General features: G+C 56.3%; 15 protein-coding genes. 3 read left to right on the top strand and 12 right to left on the bottom strand.

Annotation, left to right across the window (positions count from 1 at the left end; all coding sequences use genetic code 11):
• Window positions 1–38: 38 nt before the first annotated feature.
• Window positions 39–662, top strand: coding sequence for a homoserine/homoserine lactone efflux protein (gene rhtB, locus PanJK_RS18065; protein ID WP_008105784.1), 624 nt, complete (start codon window positions 39–41; stop codon window positions 660–662).
• 137 nt (window positions 663–799) lie between these two features.
• On the opposite strand, the gene rhtC is transcribed toward rhtB, so the two are convergent.
• The 3 genes from rhtC to pldA are packed head-to-tail and all read right to left on the bottom strand — an operon-like array spanning window position 800 to window position 4,163.
• Complete coding sequence (gene rhtC / locus PanJK_RS18060) at window positions 800–1,423, bottom strand: threonine export protein RhtC (RefSeq protein WP_008105783.1); 624 nt, start codon at window positions 1,421–1,423, stop codon at window positions 800–802.
• A gap of 11 nt (window positions 1,424–1,434) precedes the next feature.
• On the bottom strand, window positions 1,435–3,261 hold the full coding sequence (gene recQ / locus PanJK_RS18055) for an ATP-dependent DNA helicase RecQ (RefSeq protein ID WP_061719374.1): 1,827 nt from the start codon (window positions 3,259–3,261) through the stop codon (window positions 1,435–1,437).
• A gap of 23 nt (window positions 3,262–3,284) precedes the next feature.
• Window positions 3,285–4,163, bottom strand: coding sequence for a phospholipase A (pldA, locus tag PanJK_RS18050; protein ID WP_222185719.1), 879 nt, complete (start codon window positions 4,161–4,163; stop codon window positions 3,285–3,287).
• A 165-nt stretch (window positions 4,164–4,328) separates the two neighbouring features.
• Here pldA and PanJK_RS18045 point away from each other — a divergent pair, with 165 nt between their 5' ends.
• Window positions 4,329–4,799 (top strand): thioesterase family protein, encoded by a 471-nt coding sequence (locus PanJK_RS18045; protein WP_008105780.1) that lies wholly within the window; start codon window positions 4,329–4,331, stop codon window positions 4,797–4,799.
• A gap of 22 nt (window positions 4,800–4,821) precedes the next feature.
• A complete protein-coding gene (gene rarD / locus PanJK_RS18040; RefSeq protein WP_265301692.1) occupies window positions 4,822–5,721 on the top strand; it encodes an EamA family transporter RarD in 900 nt (299 codons plus the stop codon).
• On the opposite strand, the gene PanJK_RS18035 is transcribed toward rarD, so the two are convergent.
• From PanJK_RS18035 to PanJK_RS17995, 9 genes are all read right to left on the bottom strand, one after another.
• Window positions 5,692–6,744 carry an AbrB family transcriptional regulator gene (locus PanJK_RS18035; protein ID WP_265301690.1) on the bottom strand — a complete coding sequence of 351 codons (1,053 nt, stop codon included), beginning with the start codon at window positions 6,742–6,744 and terminating at the stop codon, window positions 5,692–5,694. The two genes, rarD and PanJK_RS18035, sit on opposite strands and share 30 nt — an antisense overlap.
• A 178-nt stretch (window positions 6,745–6,922) precedes the next feature.
• Complete coding sequence (gene corA, locus PanJK_RS18030) at window positions 6,923–7,876, bottom strand: magnesium/cobalt transporter CorA (RefSeq protein WP_008105777.1); 954 nt, start codon at window positions 7,874–7,876, stop codon at window positions 6,923–6,925.
• Between the two features lie 309 nt (window positions 7,877–8,185).
• Window positions 8,186–10,348: a DNA helicase II gene (gene uvrD / locus PanJK_RS18025; RefSeq protein ID WP_154156861.1), complete on the bottom strand. Its 2,163-nt coding sequence runs from the start codon at window positions 10,346–10,348 to the stop codon at window positions 8,186–8,188.
• Window positions 10,349–10,524: 176 nt separating this feature from the next.
• Window positions 10,525–11,241 (bottom strand): 5-amino-6-(5-phospho-D-ribitylamino)uracil phosphatase YigB, encoded by a 717-nt coding sequence (yigB, locus tag PanJK_RS18020; RefSeq protein WP_265301686.1) that lies wholly within the window; start codon window positions 11,239–11,241, stop codon window positions 10,525–10,527.
• Window positions 11,241–12,149, bottom strand: a complete 909-nt coding sequence (gene xerC / locus PanJK_RS18015) for a tyrosine recombinase XerC (RefSeq protein ID WP_256698044.1) — start codon at window positions 12,147–12,149, stop codon at window positions 11,241–11,243. Before xerC ends, yigB begins: the two co-directional genes overlap by 1 nt.
• The gene (locus PanJK_RS18010) at window positions 12,146–12,850 is read right to left on the bottom strand and encodes a DUF484 domain-containing protein (RefSeq protein WP_061719368.1); all 705 of its coding nucleotides are present in this window, start codon (window positions 12,848–12,850) and stop codon (window positions 12,146–12,148) included. Before PanJK_RS18010 ends, xerC begins: the two co-directional genes overlap by 4 nt.
• Window positions 12,847–13,671: a diaminopimelate epimerase gene (gene dapF, locus PanJK_RS18005; RefSeq protein WP_008105772.1), complete on the bottom strand. Its 825-nt coding sequence runs from the start codon at window positions 13,669–13,671 to the stop codon at window positions 12,847–12,849. The genes PanJK_RS18010 and dapF overlap by 4 nt, the downstream gene beginning before the upstream one ends.
• 29 nt (window positions 13,672–13,700) lie before the next feature.
• Window positions 13,701–13,904, bottom strand: coding sequence for an LPS translocon maturation chaperone LptM (gene lptM / locus PanJK_RS18000; RefSeq protein WP_256698040.1), 204 nt, complete (start codon window positions 13,902–13,904; stop codon window positions 13,701–13,703).
• Between the two features lie 134 nt (window positions 13,905–14,038).
• The gene (locus tag PanJK_RS17995) at window positions 14,039–16,600 is read right to left on the bottom strand and encodes a class I adenylate cyclase (protein ID WP_036648695.1); all 2,562 of its coding nucleotides are present in this window, start codon (window positions 16,598–16,600) and stop codon (window positions 14,039–14,041) included.
• Between the last annotated feature and the right edge of the window lie 183 nt (window positions 16,601–16,783).

The following is a 16,783-nucleotide window of genomic DNA, read 5'->3' as shown; positions in this document are numbered from 1 at the left end:
ATTGTGTCACACTTCGCTAACTTCAGGGAATGTCACACATGACCATTGAATGGTGGTTAACGTACCTGCTGACCACAACTATCCTCAGCCTTTCACCCGGTTCCGGTGCGATTAACACCATGAGTACCGGTATCAGCCACGGTTATCGCGGCGCGGTAGCGTCAATTACCGGCTTGCAGCTTGGCTTGGCGATTCATATTGTGCTGGTCGGCGCCGGTTTGGGTGCGCTGTTTTCCCAATCGATTCTGGCGTTTGAAGTCCTGAAGTGGGCTGGCGCAGCCTATCTGGTGTGGCTGGGCATTCAGCAGTGGCGCTCCGCGGGTGGCATCGACCTCGACGCCGTTGCCAAAGCCATGCCGCGTCGCCGCCTGTTTAAGCGTGCCGTGTTGGTGAACCTCACCAACCCGAAAAGCATCGTGTTTCTTGCCGCGCTGTTCCCGCAGTTTATTCAGCCGCACCAGCCGCAGCTCATGCAATATCTGGTGCTCGGCGTGACCACCATTGTGGTCGATATCATCGTGATGATTGGTTACGCCACGCTGGCAACGCGCATTGCTGGCTGGATCAAAGGGCCGAAGCAGATGAAGCTTCTAAACCGCACCTTTGGTGGATTGTTTATGGCGGTGGGCGCGCTGTTAGCCAGCGCCCGCAGAATGGCGTAAAAGAAAATCGCAGCCAATTCAAAGCCGTCGGTGGCGCAGCCAGTTCGGTGCCGGCCAGCGCGCAGCCCCCGGAGCGTACACGTAGTACGTGAGGAGGGCGAGCACTGCCCGGTGCCGAAATGGCAAGTAAACCAGGCTTAGCGCGAAATAATCAGATGAATGCCAAAACCCGCGAATAACACGCCCGCCATACCATCCACCCACTTCGCCATCCGCTGATACTTATCACGCATCCACGGCATAGCGAAAATCGCCGCCACCAGCGTAAACCACGCGAACGTCTCACCGATAATCAGCAGGAACAAACCCCAGCGCTCCATCGCGCCGACGTCGTTGCCAACAAACAGTGAGAACACGCTACCGAAGTAGATGATCGCTTTTGGGTTCGACAGGTTAGTCAGGAAACCTTTCAGGAAGCTCATGCCTCTTTTCGGCAGCTCCACCACCGGCGCTTCCGATTGCGGCTGCTTGTGACGTTGACGCGCTGAACGCATTAGCTGCCAGCCCATCCACAGCAGATACAAGCCGCCGCCAACCATAATGATTTCATGCAGCCAGGCCATTTTTTCCAGGATCAGATGCAGGCCCATCAGCGCCACACCGGCCCAAATCACAATGCCCAAGGTAATGCCCAGAACGCCCATCATCGCCTCTTTGCGCGAGCGGCTCGCCGCCGTTTGCGACACAAAGAAGAAGTCCGGGCCGGGACTCATCAGCGCAACCAGATGCACCAGCGCGACGGTGGCGAATAACATCAGCATGAATTTTTCCTTTAACCTTCATCAACATGTTCTTTGATCATCACCAGGAACGGCTTACCAAAACGCTCCAGTTTGCGATGACCGACGCCGTTCACGCTGAGCATTTCTGACGCGCTAATCGGCATTTGTTCTGCCATTTCAATCAGCGTGGCATCGTTAAACACCACGTACGGCGGAATATTCTCTTCATCAGCAATCGCTTTGCGCAGCTTACGCAGCTTGGCAAACAGCTGGCGATCATAATTGCCGCTGTGCACCTTCGGCGAACTGCTGCCGCGCGTTTTCACCGTCACGATACGCGGCACCGCCAGCATCAGCGGCACTTCGGCACGTAATACCGGACGCGCCGCTTCGGTCAATTGCAGCGCCGAATGCATGGCGATGTTTTGCGTCACCATGCCGAGGTGAATCAGCTGACGCAGCACGCTGATCCAGTGTTCGTGACTGTGCTCGCGGCCTAAGCCGTACACCGGCAGTTTGTCGTGGCCGTTGTCGCGGATACGCTGATTACTGGCGCCGCGCAAAACTTCAACAATATAGCCCATGCCAAAGCGTTGGCCGGTACGATAGATGCTCGAAAGCGCCTTTTGCGCCTCCAGCAAGCCGTCGTAGCGACGTGGCGGATCGAGGCAGATATCGCAGTTGTCGCACTGCTGCTGGCGACCTTCGCCGAAATAGTTCAGCAAGACCAGACGACGACAGGTTTGCGCTTCAGCAAATGCCCCCATCGCGTTGAGCTTGTGGCGTTCAATGTCCTGCAACGGTCCGGGCACTTTCTCTTCCAGACATTTACGCAGCCACGCCATATCGGCCGGGTCGTAAAGCATCATCGCTTCGGCAGGCAGGCCATCACGCCCGGCGCGGCCGGTTTCCTGATAATAGGATTCGATGTTGCGCGGTATATCGAAGTGCACCACGAAGCGCACGTTGGGTTTGTTGATGCCCATACCGAATGCGACGGTGGCGACCACAATTTGCAGATCGTCACGCTGGAAAGCTTCCTGCACGCTGGCACGCTGCGCGCTATCGATACCGGCGTGATAAGCGCCAACGCTCAAACCACGGCTCTGCAGGCGCGCGGCGGTGTCTTCCACTTTGGCGCGGCTGTTACAGTAAATAATGCCGCTTTTGCCGCGCTGATCCTGCACATAACGCAGAAGCTGCTCGGTGGGTTTGAATTTCTCCACCAGCGTGTAGCGAATATTCGGGCGGTCAAAGCTGCTGATTTGAATCAGCGGATCGTCCATCTGCAGCAGATGGGCGATATCGTTACGCGTGGTTTCATCGGCGGTGGCGGTCAACGCCATGACCGGCAGATCAGGGAAGTGCTGACGCAGCTGGCCGATCGAGCCATATTCCGGACGGAAATCGTGGCCCCACTGTGAAATACAGTGCGCTTCATCCACCGCCAGCATCACCGGATTCCACTGGTGCAGGCTGTCGAGGAAATTGTCCATCATCAGACGTTCAGGCGCGATATACAGCAGCTTGAGCTTGCCAGTACGACAGTCCGCAAACACCTGCTGCTGCTGCTCACGCGTCTGCGTCGAGTTGAGGCACGCTGCAGCCACGCCGTTGGCCAGCAGCTGATCGACCTGATCTTTCATCAGTGAAATCAGCGGTGAAACCACCAGCGTCAGCCCTTCGCGCACCAGCGCCGGGATTTGATAGCACAGCGATTTGCCGCCGCCAGTCGGCATCACCACCAGACAATCGCGTCCTGACAGGGCGGTTTCGATGATGTTTTGCTGACCTGGGCGGAACTGCTGATAGCCGAAGGTATCTTGTAATACCTGCTGCGCCAGCATTTCCTGATTAAGCACTGCCGATGTTGCCACGGTAATCCTGTCTTTGTTGCGGGTTAGAACAGATCGTTGAGCGTCACGCCCACGCCGAAGCGCGTCTGGCGATGGTTATAGTCGATCAACGATTCACCATAACCGCTGAACACCTGCGTGTAAAAGCGCACATGTTCAGAGATTGGGTAGCTCCAGGCGAAAGTTGCACCGCCGAAGCCGCTGTTCCAGTTGTAGTTACCTTCCACGCTGAAAATGTTCTCGCCCATCATATAGCCGAGCTTGGCGCGGTAGTAACCCATGTATTTGGTGATGTCCGGGTTATCGTCATTGCTTTCACTTTCTGGCAGACGATACCAGGGTTTGATCTCCGCGAGCAGATTGCCGTTCTGCGCCATGAAGCGCGCGTAGACGCGGTTCCAGCTGCGTGAAGTTGGCTCGCTGCGGCCGTTCGACTGATGCACTAAGCCAGTTTCCACATCGCGTAAAGTCCAGCCTGCGAAGGTGTAATCGGTGGCCCAGCCGAGGAAAATCTGTGGCTCATAATCGGTTTCACGGAACGGTGATGACGCACCACGGTTCGAGAGCTGCCACCACGAGCGCTGAGTATAGGACGCCGCCAGCACCGAGTTATCGCCTAAAATGCCGCGCCATAGCGGAAACGCCAGGCTGAGCTGGAATTTTACTTCATCATTTTTAGCTTTGTCTGCCCAGTTGTACGAAGAGATCGCCTCTTTGTTCATGTCGGTGGTGTAGGTGTAGAGCAGATAGTTGTTTTCGTAAGGATAAAGTACGAACGGGTTATCGTGTTTCTCCAGCAGGTTAGCGATAATGCTGCCCTTCACTGCCGGTGCATCATGAACCTCTTTTATCGTGGCTTCTTCAGCCTGCACCAGGCCAGGAAGGATCAGCGCCGCGGCCAGCAAGGCGTAATGCTTACGCATAGAATTCTCCAGAGAACTGCGTGTCGTAATCGTCAAGTGACGGTTCAAAAAGCAGGCCATTCTACACGCAAAACCTGCGGTTGATCAGCGCCGATTTCCGAAACTGGAAAGCGGCTCGAACGCGGCATAATATACACAACTCGTTAACATTTTAAGGCAGGAATTATGTCATCCCCGTTGCTGACACAGCAGGAAGCGCGCCGTCTGATTGGCGAAATTTTTGTTTATCACATGCCCTTCAATCAGGCGCTCGGATTAGAGCTGGATCGACTGGAAGCGGATTACGCCGAACTCGGCTTCGCCAATAAAACCATGCTGGTCGGCAACGCGGCGCAGCAGATTTTGCATGGCGGCGTGATCGCCTCGGTACTGGATGTCGCCGCCGGGCTGGTATGTGTCAGCTATGCGCTGACGCGTCAGGAGAGCATTACCGAGGAAGAACTGCGTCAGCGCCTGTCCCGCATGGGCACCATCGATATGCGCGTTGACTATCTGCGCCCTGGCCGCGGCGAGCGCTTTATCGCCACCAGCAGCCTGCTGCGCGGCGGCAACAAAGTTGCCGTGGCGCGCGTGGAGTTACATAACCAGCAAGGCGATTACATCGCTACCGCTACCGCCACCTACATGATTGGCTAATCAATACTTTTGGAATGACCTGATGGATTCGCAACAAACTCGCCAGGGTATTGGCTACGCGCTCGGCGCTTACTTCATTTGGGGTATCGCGCCTGCCTACTTTAAGCTGGTCAAAGCGGTGCCCGCCACCGAAATTATGACGCATCGTGTGATTTGGTCCGCGCTGTTTATGCTGCTGCTGATCACCCTGACGCGTAGCTGGGCGCAGGTACGTAGCGTGCTGGCGCAGCCGAAAAAGGTGCTGCTGCTGGCGCTGACCGCCGTGACCATTGGCGGCAACTGGCTGCTGTTTATCTGGGCGGTGAACAATCAGCACATGCTGGAAGCTAGCCTCGGCTACTTTATCAACCCGCTAATTAACGTGGTGTTTGGCATGCTGTTCCTGCGTGAACGCTTCCGCCGCTTGCAGTGGCTGGCGGTATTGCTGGCGACAACCGGCGTGCTGGTGCAGTTGTGGCAGTTTGGATCGCTGCCGATTATCGGCCTTGGCCTGGCGCTGAGTTTTGCGTTGTACGGTTTGGTGCGCAAAAAGATTCAGGTCGATGCGCAGAGCGGCATGCTGATCGAGACGTTGTGGCTGTTTCCGCTGGCGGCAATTTACCTGTTTGGCTTTGCCGACAGCGCCACCAGTCATCTCAGCGCCAACGCTATGAGCCTTAATCTCAAGCTGGTCGCGGCGGGCATTATCACCACCATTCCGCTGATGCTGTTTGCGGCCGCCTGCGCGCGTCTGCGCTTATCGACTGTCGGCTTCTTCCAGTATCTCGGCCCGACACTGATGTTCCTGCTGGCGATACTGTTCTACGGCGAGAGCCTGACGCCGGATAAAATGGTGACCTTCGGCTTTATCTGGCTGGCGCTCGCCGTGTTCATTATTGATGCGGTCGCGTTCTCAGCTCGGGCGCGCATGCGCATAGCGTGAAATAAAACGCGCCAGCGCCGGGCCGGTGAGCAAGATGGTGAACAGACGCAGCGTCTGCAGCGCCATGACAAATGCCATATCGACCCGCGTGCCGGCCGCAATAATCGCCACGGTATCCAGCCCGCCCGGGCTGGTTGCCAGATAGGCGGTCATCAGATCGACGTGCAAAACGCGTGTCAGCATCCAGGCTAATCCGCCGCACAGCAGCATTAAACCGAAAATCGACAGCAACATTTGCGGCAGCGTTCGCAGCGCCAGCTTGAAAATCGGCCGGGTGAAACGCAATCCCACGCTCCAGCCAATCAACGCATAAGCCAGCGCCAGCAACCATTCTGGCACCTGCAAGGTCGCTACATCGGTGCCGTGCAGCACCGCGCCAATCAGCGCCGGCAGCAGCAAAGCACCGGAAGGAATGCGCAGCTTCTGGCCGAGCCACGCACCGGCGAACATCACTAGCAATGTCAGCAGAAAGCTGCTGTGCAGCGCGGGAAACCAAACCAGTTCAGCCGCACCGCCGTTGGTGCCGAGGCCAATGCGCGCCACCACGGCAGCAGCGGTGGCGACAAACAGCACGCGCAAATACTGCATAAACGCCACCAGCCGCACATCTGCCCCGAAATCACCGGCCATCGCCACCATCGCCGAAGCGCCGCCGGGCGATGATCCCCAAGCGCCAGTTGGGCCAGGCAAATTACTAAAGCGCACCAAAAGAAAACCGGACAAGCCGCTGGCCGCTAACGTCAGCAGCAGCACCGCCAGCACCACCGGCCAATCCTGGATCAGTGGTGTGAGAATGCCCGGCGATAAAGTCTGGCCGATCATGCAGCCGAGCACCGCTTGTGCCAGCACGAAGAGGCGTTTATCGATGCGCACGGTGGCGCCGGACAAACCCATTGCGGTGCCGACGATCATTGGGCCAAGCAGCAATGCCGCAGGAAGGTGAAACAGCTGGAGGATCATCCCCAGCACTAACGAAGCAATCAGCAGAAGTGTCCATTGCAGTCGCAATGAGAAGCGCGCCATAGGAGAGAATCAGATAGTGAGCAGAGCCAACAGGTTACGCTCCCCTCGTCATAATTCAAGTCACAGCTACGTTGGCTGCGTTTATTCACCCCAGTCACTTACTTCAGTAAGCTCCTGGGGATTCATCAACTTGCCGCCTTGCTGCAACTCGAATTATTTAGAGGGAAGTAAGAAGGAATTAAAGCCAGTTCTTGCGTTTGAAATAGAGATACGGCGCAAGGCCGGCGAGGATCATCAGGCTGATCGCGCCCGGATAACCAAAGCTCCATTTCAGCTCCGGCATAAACTCGAAGTTCATGCCGTAGCTTGATGCCACCAGCGTTGGCGGCAGGAACACCACCGAAACCACTGAGAAGATCTTGATGATGCGGTTCTGCTCGATGTTAATGAAGCCCATCGCCGCCTGCATCAGGAAGTTAACCTTCTGAAACAGCGATTCGTTATGCGGCAGCAGTGATTCGATATCGCGCAGGATTTCACGCGCCTGCTCCAGCTGGTTGCCCGGCAGACGCGCTTTGCGCACCAGGAAGTTGAGGGCGCGCTGGGTATCCATCAGACACAAACGCACTTTCCAGCCGATATCTTCCAGCTCTGCCAGACGTGACAGCGCCTGGTCGTACTCTTCGCCCTGCTGGCCTTCCATGATCACGCGGCTGAGTTTCTCCAGCGCGCTATAGATGTTCTCGATCTCATCCGCCAGCTGTTCGATTTTGGTCTCAAACAGATCCAGCAACAGTTCATAGGCGTTGCCATCAGTCAGCATCTGGTTGCGCGCACGCATGCGATAGAGACGGAAAGCCGGCAGCTCGCGTTCGCGCAGCGTATACAGTCGATCTTCGCGGATGGTGAATGCCACGGTGGAGTTACCCGCGTGGTCTTCGGCATCTTCAAAGAAGAAGAAGGAGTGAATGTGCAGGCCGTCTTCGTCTTCGAAGAAACGCGCCGAGGCTTCGATGTCTTCCAGCTCCGGACGCGTTGCCAGGCTCTGGCCGAGCTCGCACTGCACACGATCGCGTTCGCTGTCGTCGGGTTCGATCAGATCGACCCAAACAGACGTGTTGAGTTTGTCGTTGTCTTCTTCCAGCTCGATGCGCGTCAGGCGATTACGATCGAGTTTAAATGCGCTCAGCATAGCAATAACTCCCCATTTTTCGGAATGGGACAAGGCGGTGACCACTGTAGATTACGGGCACGGCGAAGCCTGAACACGGAAACTTTCGCTTCAAGGGTAAATCAGTGCTAACTCACGCGACGAGAGTAAAAAAGGGAGGTCGCTGATAACCGCTAAGGCTACCAGCTAAAAGAGGTAACCTTAGGAGTTCCTGTTAAACAGGTGATTGAGCCAGCATCGACTGGGCGCGTCCAAGGCATTGTCCTCTCATGATAATAGTGCGCGCATGTTACGCTGAGACGAAAAAGTCGTCAAGGTAGCGCAACCGCGCTACACCGTCTCAAGACGGGCGTAAGCCGCCACCAGCCACTTGATTCCCTGGCCCTGAAACGCCACTTGCAGACGGCTGTGTTCGCCGCTGCCTTCGAGGTTGATGATGGTGCCTTCGCCGAACTTGGCATGACGCACGCGTTGGCCGAGCGTGAAGCCGCTGTCGTTTTGAGCGATGGGCGTGCCCATGCGCTGATGGCTCACCGGACGGCTGACGCTGGCGCGCAAACGCACCTCTTCCACGCACTCTTCCGGTAGCTCGCCGATAAAGCGTGATGGACGGTGATACACTTCCTTACCATAAAGACGACGGCTTTCGGCATAGGTGAGCGTCAGCTTGACCATCGCACGCGTCACGCCAACGTAAGCCAGACGACGCTCCTCTTCCAGACGACCGCCTTCATCCAGCGACATCTGGCTGGGGAACATGCCCTCTTCCATGCCGACGATAAAGACCTGGCTGAACTCCAGCCCTTTCGCCGAGTGCATGGTCATCAGCTGCACCGCGTCCTGCCATTTGTCGGCCTGACCTTCGCCCGCTTCGAGCGCCGCATGCGACAGGAACGCCTGCAGCGGCATCAGATCTTCGTCTTCGTCCTGATAGCTGAACTGGCGCGTTGCCGTGACCAGTTCCTCAAGGTTTTCAATACGCGCCTGGCCTTTTTCGCCCTTCTCCTGCTCGTACATCACCCATAAACCGGAGTCTTTAATCACGCGATCGGTTTGCACATGCAGCGGCATCTCGGATGTTTCGCTGGCCAGTGAATCGACCAGCTCGCAGAAGCGTTGCAGCGCCGATGCGGCGCGTCCGGCTAAGACTTTGTTCTGTAGCAGCTCGCGCGTAGCCTGCCACAAAGTGAGTTGCTGATCGCGCGCGGTCTGGCGCACCACGTCGAGCGTACGATCGCCCACGCCGCGCACCGGCGTGTTCACCACACGCTCAAATGCCGCATCGTCATTGCGATTGGCCATCAAACGCAGATAGGCCAAAGCATCTTTGATCTCCTGACGCTCGAAGAAGCGCATGCCGCCATAAATGCGATAAGGCATGCTGCCCTGTAGCAGCGCCTCTTCCAGCACACGCGATTGGGCGTTGCTTCGATAGAGAATGGCGCAATCCTGCAGTGCGTTGCCGTTTTCATGCCAGCTTTTGATGCGATTGACCACAAAGCGCGCTTCATCCAGCTCGTTGAACGCGCAGTAGAGCGAGATCTTTTCGCCATCGCTGCCGTCGGTCCACAGCTCTTTACCGAGGCGGCCATTGTTGTTGGCGATCAGCGTGTTCGCGGCTTTCAGAATGTTGTTGGTCGAGCGATAGTTCTGCTCCAGGCGAATGGTTTCCGCGCCAGGGAAATCCTGCAGGAAGCGCTGGATGTTTTCCACCTGCGCCCCGCGCCAGCCGTAAATCGACTGATCGTCATCGCCGACGATAATCACCCGGCCGGTATCACCCGCCAGCATGCGAATCCATGCGTACTGAATGTTGTTGGTATCCTGGAACTCATCCACCAGCACGTTGCTGAAACGCTCGCGATAATGGTTGAGGATATGTGGCTTGTTGAGCCACAGTTCGTGGGCGCGCAGCAGCAGCTCGGCGAAATCCACTAAACCAGCGCGATCGCAGGCTTCCTGATACGCCTGATAGATGCGCAGCCAGGTTTGTTCAACCGGATTGCCGTAGCTTTCGATGTGTTTTGGTCGCAGACCTTCATCTTTTTTGCCGTTGATGTACCACATGCCCTGACGCGCAGGCCACTGTTTCTCATCAAGGTTCATGGCTTTGATCAGGCGCTTTAGCAGACGCAGCTGATCGTCGCTGTCGAGGATCTGGAAATCCTGCGGCAAACCGGCATCAAGGTGATGCGCGCGCAGTAAACGATGCGCCAGGCCGTGGAAGGTACCAATCCACATGCCGCCCTGGCTGGTGCCGATCAGCTGATCGATACGATGGCGCATTTCCGCCGCCGCTTTGTTGGTAAAGGTCACCGCCATAATCGAATACGGCGAGCAGTTCTCTACCGACAGCAGCCACGCAATGCGATGCACCAGCACACGGGTTTTGCCACTGCCTGCTCCGGCCAGCACCAGCAGGTTGCTGCGCGGTGCGGCGACCGCCTCGCGCTGTTTGTCATTCAAGCCGTCAAGCAGTTCAGAAACGTCCATAAGCACCGTTTTAACAATTGAGATACGTATCCAAAATCATTCGGCTTGCAGCAAGGCGGCAAGTGTGTGAATCCCCGGGAGCTTACATGAGTAAGTGACCGGGGTGAGCACGCGCAGCCAACGCGGCGGCAAGTCGAATGATGATGGATACGACTGGATGTATTTACAGCTGTTGATTATAGCAGCGAGGTCAGAGATGCCAACCGATCAATTTCAACATGCGGTAGCAAACGCGCATCGTCGATCTTCATCAGATTGCCTTCACGCAGGTTGATCCAGCAGGCTTGCATGCCGGCACGCAGCGAACCGGCAACATCGGTAGTGAGATCGTCGCCAACGTGCAGAATGTGTTGCGGGGCGATGTCCAAACGCTCAGCGGCCAGATGATACATATCCTGCCACGGCTTAGCGCGACCGTGCGGACCGGCACGCAGCGCGAACTGGAAGTGATGATGGATGCCGAGCTTTTCCGGGCAGGCGTTACCGTTAGTGATCGCCACCAGCGGCACGCGCTCGCCCAGCCACGTCAACGTTTGATGCGTCTCTTCCGGCATCGTCACTTCGCTGCGCCAGTGATGGAACACGCTCATCACGTCGCGGGCACCGGCACTGGCTTCTGATGCCGATAAGCCGACATTGAGCAACGCCAGCTCCACCGAGCGGCGGCGCCATTCAGACACGTCGTGATAAATTTCCGGCTCACGCGCCAGCAACTCATTACGCAGCGCCTGATAATCTGCCGGGGTGAATTCACGCAGCGCCGGATGATACGCCTGCAGTGCAGCATGCGATTCGGCGGTGGTTTTGCGGATCACGGGATGGTTGTCATACAAGGTGTCGTCGAGATCAAAAGTGATCGCTTTGATCGGGCCGAGCGGACGATAAAACTTCATTAAGACTTTCCTCGTTTGGCACGCGGATGGGCCGCATCATAAACCGTCGCCAGATGCTGGAAATCCAGATGGGTATAGATTTGCGTGGTCGCCAGATTAGCGTGACCGAGCAGTTCCTGTACCGCGCGCAGATCGCCGCTCGATTCCAGCAAATGCGTGGCAAAAGAGTGGCGCAGTTTATGCGGATGAATATGGCTGGCAACGCCTTGCTTGATGCCCCATTCGGCAAAACGCTTCTGCACGTTGCGCGTCGAAATCCGGCTGCCGCGGCTGGAGACAAACACCGCATCATCCTGCGGCGCAAAGCTATCACGCAGCGATAACCAGTGCTGAATCCAGGTGACCGCCGTGCCGCCAATCGGTACGCGGCGCTCTTTGCTGCCTTTACCCAGCACCCGCACTTCGCCCGCGTCCAAATCCATGTGGCGACAATCCATATTCACCAGCTCGGAGAGACGCAAGCCGCCGCCGTACATGGTTTCCAGCATCGCGCGGTCGCGCACCGCCAGCGGATCATTGAGATCGATCTCCAGCAGTTGGTTAACTTCATCGACGTCCATGTTTTTCGGCAGATGGCGCGCGTTACGCGGCGTGGAAATGCCTTTGGCGGGATTGGCGCTCAGCATGCCTTGATGGACTTGCCAGTCGAGAAAACTGCGCAGTGCCGACATGCGCAGCGCCAGACTGCTGGCGCCCAAACCGCCACGGCGGCTGCGCGCCGCCAGGCTGCGCACCTGCGCCGGTTCCAGCTGCGACCAACTCGTCAGCTTCATCTCATCGGCCATTGCCATAATCGCCTGCAATTGCCGTTGGTAATTCTTTTGCGTCAGCGGACTGAGCTGGCGTTCGACCTTCAGATAACGCAGAAAGTCATCCACGGCCGGCAGCAGCGGACTGACGTGACTCATGCGCGTTCAATCCAGCGTGACAGCAAGTCCGGCAGCATTTGCGCCAGATGCTGCAGCAGCAGCGTGCCCATGCCTGCCTGATAGTGCTGATTATCGCGGCTGGTGAACATCAATACGCCCAGCTCGCCACGTTCGCCCATCAGCGACATCGCCACCGAGCCAATCGCTTTGGCCTGCGGCAACAGCAGCAGCAGTTCCGGGCCGTTGAGGCTGCCGAGATAGTGATGTTCATTACCGAAGCGCTGAATGCGCAGCGGTTCGAATGCCTGACGCGATAAGCCGAGTTGGGTGAAGTCAGATGGCGCGCCGATGTGCCATTTGTCATTGAACACGCGCACGTGCGCACCGGCCAGACCGAGTTCGCGCGCCCAGCGATGCAGACGCGTCAGCATCTCTTGTAAGCTGTCGGCGGCGGCAAGATGACCTTGCAGCGCCAGCAGGCGATCAAACAGCTGATGGTTAGCCGTAGCCTGCTCCATCAGTAGCGTGATCTCCTCTTCCAACTGCTGGATGTGGTTACGCTGACGCGCCATATGCCACTCCACCAGCGAAACGCTGCCGCGTACCGGATGCGGCACCATCATCTGTTCGACCTGGCGCGCATTGCGAATAAAGAAATCGGGGTTTTCGCGCAGAAATGCGCTTACCGATTGATCGTCCAGCAAAACCTCGCTTTCGGTCTGCTCTTCGACATTTTTCATAGATGAATAAACCCATCGTAGACGTGTGTGGCAGGACCGGTCATAAACAGCGGTTGCCCTTCCCCTTTCCAGGCAATATGCAGCGTTCCGCCCGGCAAATCGACGCGAACGTTCTCCGCCAAAATGCCCTGCTGAACGCCGCAGGCCACCGCCGCACACGCGCCGCTGCCGCATGCCTGGGTTTCGCCCGCGCCACGTTCGTATACGCGCAGACGGATGTGTTCACGATTGACTACTTCCATGAAACCGACGTTGACGCGCTCCGGGAAACGCTCGTGGCTTTCCAGCTCTGGACCGAGCGTTTCCACCGGCGCGGTTTTCACGCTCTCGACCTGAATCACGCAGTGCGGATTGCCCATTGATACCGCACCAAACATCACGGTTTGATCGGCCACACGCTGCAAATAAAGGTTCTCGGCTTTATTGGCACGCAGCGGCACGCTTTGCGGTTCGAAGTTCGGTTGGCCCATATTGACGCGCACCAGCTCATCATTGGTGACGCTGAGCACCATGCGGCCGGTTTGCGTACTGACGCGAATGTCGCTTTTGTTGGTCAACCCTTTCAGACGCACAAAGCGGGCGAAACAGCGCGCGCCGTTGCCGCACTGCGCGACTTCGCTGCCATCGGCGTTGAAAATGCGGTAATGGAAATCGAGATCCGGATCGTAGGGCGGCTCGACGATCAGCAGCTGATCAAAACCGATCCCCAGATTTCTGTCCGCCAGGCGGCGAATCAGTTCCGGCGAAAAAAAGACGTTTTGCGTCACAGCATCCACAACCATAAAGTCGTTGCCGAGACCGTGCATTTTTGAGAACTGCATTTTCTGCTCCGCCGGATTACTCATAGATTTTAGTTCGCCTGCGAACCAGGCTTGCTGGTAACCAAACCACCGACATCAGCATCCTGAGCGGCTTTTTGCTGCTGCTCGGTGACCTGCTGTTTCGGCTTGTTTGGCTGATCTTGCGGCGGGAAATACAGCGGTCCTTTCAGGCCACAGCCTACCAGGCTGACCAGTGCCAGCGCCATACCCAGCTGACTCATCACTCGTATCATTCTGTCTGCTCTTCTGTCCTTAAGCCATGGTTGCTTATCATCGCAGTTGACGTTGTAAAAGCAACAGGAAATAGCCGCATTTCCTGCGGCAGGTCAGAGTTACAGCGCATCCCGCCGCGCGAACGCAGGCGGGATCAATGCATTTGGTAGCGTGGCTGGAAGTCGCCGTTGTCGTTGTCAGGCTGCGTAGCGCAGAGCTGCGTTAACGTTTGGCTGCGGAAAGGAATCACCTGGAAACGTTCGCCAGTATTCACAATCTGGTAGAACTGCGGCAGGTTGAAATTGATAAAGCTGGAGCCGTAGGTAAAACGGTCATGCGACGACGAATAGAATCGACTCACGTCGCGCACCAGCTCTTCTTTACTGCCTTCGCAATGGTGATAAACCTCAACGCGGTTGGTTTCGTCGAGGATATAGATGTTGAAACCGCGATCGTCATTAGTATCTTCAAAGAAGAACTGAATGATGCCTTCGCTGGCGTAGCCGTTTACCACCGGCGGTAGCGGCGTCTGGTTTGATTCCACTTTGATCGACAAGCCGTGCAGCTTGTTGTTAGAAATCGCGCCATAGAATTCGACGGCGTTTTCCAGCTTCTGCACCGACACGCTCATGCGTTCGAAGAATAAGCCCCAGGTTTGGCCCGCCATGCGCAACGCTTTAAAGCGGCCCGGTTCCTGACGCGTGCTCGACAGACGGAGCTCAATACATTCCGAAACCAGCTGCTGCACACGGGTACGAATTAAACCGCGCAGATGCTGGCTGTAGCAGAACACTTCCACCGTATCCGGTGGCGCAGCATCCTGATGCATTTTGCCCAGAATGGTTTTCAGCGCCTCAATCATCGCCTGCTCGCCGTTGAAGTGCAGCGTACGCACTTCATTCCACGAGTTGCGATAGAGCAGATCGATGCTGCCAATCAGGCATTGCTGCTGCTGACCGAAGCTGAACACATCCAGCTTACGGAAATCAAAATGCACCACCTGATTGCGGAACGCCGAGGTAGGATCGTGTTCAAGGTTAACGATAATCGCTAAGTGACGAATTTCGCACGGGCTGTAGAGCGCTTTCGGCGTCGGTGCCGGCACGCGCAGCGGGAAGTGACTCGACACATCGTTCACCAGCTCCTGCAAACGTGGCAGATCGCACAGATCGTTGCCTTTCATATGCAGACGCGTTTTGCTGGTCAGCAAACCGTTAAACCACGCCCACGCCACCAGCTTGTTCAGATAGCGGTTATATTCCAGCGGCTGATGGCTGATGATGGAACTCATGTCCGGCGATTGGTTATACAGATACCAACCGGCGCGATTGGCGCGGCCCGCCGGGACGTGAATAAAGGTGAGATTCTCTTCCGAAAGATCGGGCGAAATCTGCGGGTTCACTAAGGTGACTTTACCCGGCAGCGCCTCGAACGCGGCATACAGTTTACGCGTCAGCACGCCGATATCCTGCGGGCTGGCGCTGACGCTTAAATTGTTGCGACGCGCAAAGCGAATCAGGTTGCGATAGCTCTGCATCATCGCATCCAGTAACTCATTGTGCGCTTCGCGTACGCGTTCGATTTTCCATTGCGCGCGGTTATCCAGAACCGCTAACTTCTCCTCATCCCAGCCCCACTCTTTAACCAGCTGCGAAAGAATCTCGCGACGCCAGCCGGTGCGCTGATGATGGTGATCTTCGCTCGAGAGCTTTTCACACACTTTTAAATAGAAACATCGACGTACTAAATCAAGACGCGCCATGTCATCAACGCTGGTGAGATAGCGCGTTACGCGCTCCAGCATCATGCAGTAAGGATCGAGGCCGAAGCAGACAATTTCGCCGTCGTGCAGGCGCTGCTTGATATCCATCGACAACAGTTGCGTGTTGGGGTATTCCCAGCTGTAGGCTTCCAGCAGCAGGGTTTTCAGCACCGCTTTGTACGGCGAATCGATACTTTTATATAGCTGCCACAAGCTGGCACCGAAGTACTCTTCCGCTGACAACGTGCCAAGCCCGCCGAGATCCAGCCACTCATTCGGCGTCAGAACGCCTTGTGAATAGAGCGACATGACGTAATCGTCGTAATGGTGCTCCTCTTCGCCAGGCACCATGTTCCACAGGATGCGTTTACCCGCCATACGCACGGCGGTACGGTAAAACTCATCCAGCAGCAAAATATGTTGGGTAGAACCGCAGTCTTCACCGCCGAGGCTGCCGCTTTCGTTATGGCGGAAACGGTTCTCGTCAATCAGGAAGAAGCTGACTTCCACACCCATCGACACACACCATTTCTGCAACAGCGTACACTTACGCTGCAGATTGAGGCGCTCTTCATTATCCAGCCATGATTGGTGGCACACCCAGATATCAAGATCGGAGATGCTGTTTTGCCCAACGGACGAGGTGCTGCCCATTGAGTAAATGCCGGTAATCGGACGTTCGCCCGCCACGGCAGAGCTGAGCTCGAGCGGTTGACCGCCCGCTAAGTTCTGCAGCAGCTGAAGTTGGTTTTCATCGGGCGTGTAGAGGCAGACGCCATGCGGAACGTTACCTTCAACGTAGCCAGGCATCAGTGGATGATGGTAGTGCAATAATGTTGGCAGCAGACTGTAGACTTGCTGGAAAGCAGGTCCCATGGCAGCCAGTGCGCGATCTACACGCAGCTGGTTAATCGCATCCAGTCTCTGTTTCAGTGTCTCAATGTAGAGGTACAAGACGTTTCGCCTGATTGTCCCAGTGTTAAGCACCCTGTTTCCGAATTTTGCCGCTTAATAATAAAGATATTGGGCAAATAATTGCTGGAAACGTGATCAATCTAACACCTGGAGGATTGACCGTAAAGAAAGTTGCGCTACTTAACAGTTTAGCATGTTCCGACCGTAGCTCTGCTTTTTTCA

The organism is Pantoea sp. JK (assembly GCF_026130245.1).
Lineage (GTDB): Bacteria > Pseudomonadota > Gammaproteobacteria > Enterobacterales > Enterobacteriaceae > Pantoea > Pantoea trifolii.
Note: the sequence above shows the minus strand (reverse complement) of the source record. Positions and strands in the feature narration are given on the sequence as shown.

Bases quoted from the DNA above. Each gene is read 5' to 3' on its own strand.
- rhtB (WP_008105784.1), top strand. From the start codon at position 39: ATGACCATTGAATGGTGGTTAACGTACCTGCTGACCACAACTATCCTC.
- rhtC (WP_008105783.1), bottom strand. From the start codon at position 1,423: ATGCTGATGTTATTCGCCACCGTCGCGCTGGTGCATCTGGTTGCGCTG.
- pldA (WP_222185719.1), bottom strand. From the start codon at position 4,163: ATGCGTAAGCATTACGCCTTGCTGGCCGCGGCGCTGATCCTTCCTGGC.
- PanJK_RS18045 (WP_008105780.1), top strand. From the start codon at position 4,329: ATGTCATCCCCGTTGCTGACACAGCAGGAAGCGCGCCGTCTGATTGGC.
- rarD (WP_265301692.1), top strand. From the start codon at position 4,822: ATGGATTCGCAACAAACTCGCCAGGGTATTGGCTACGCGCTCGGCGCT.
- PanJK_RS18035 (WP_265301690.1), bottom strand. From the start codon at position 6,744: ATGGCGCGCTTCTCATTGCGACTGCAATGGACACTTCTGCTGATTGCT.
- corA (WP_008105777.1), bottom strand. From the start codon at position 7,876: ATGCTGAGCGCATTTAAACTCGATCGTAATCGCCTGACGCGCATCGAG.
- uvrD (WP_154156861.1), bottom strand. From the start codon at position 10,348: ATGGACGTTTCTGAACTGCTTGACGGCTTGAATGACAAACAGCGCGAG.
- yigB (WP_265301686.1), bottom strand. From the start codon at position 11,241: ATGAAGTTTTATCGTCCGCTCGGCCCGATCAAAGCGATCACTTTTGAT.
- xerC (WP_256698044.1), bottom strand. From the start codon at position 12,149: ATGAGTCACGTCAGTCCGCTGCTGCCGGCCGTGGATGACTTTCTGCGT.
- PanJK_RS18010 (WP_061719368.1), bottom strand. From the start codon at position 12,850: ATGAAAAATGTCGAAGAGCAGACCGAAAGCGAGGTTTTGCTGGACGAT.
- dapF (WP_008105772.1), bottom strand. From the start codon at position 13,671: ATGCAGTTCTCAAAAATGCACGGTCTCGGCAACGACTTTATGGTTGTG.
- lptM (WP_256698040.1), bottom strand. From the start codon at position 13,904: ATGATACGAGTGATGAGTCAGCTGGGTATGGCGCTGGCACTGGTCAGC.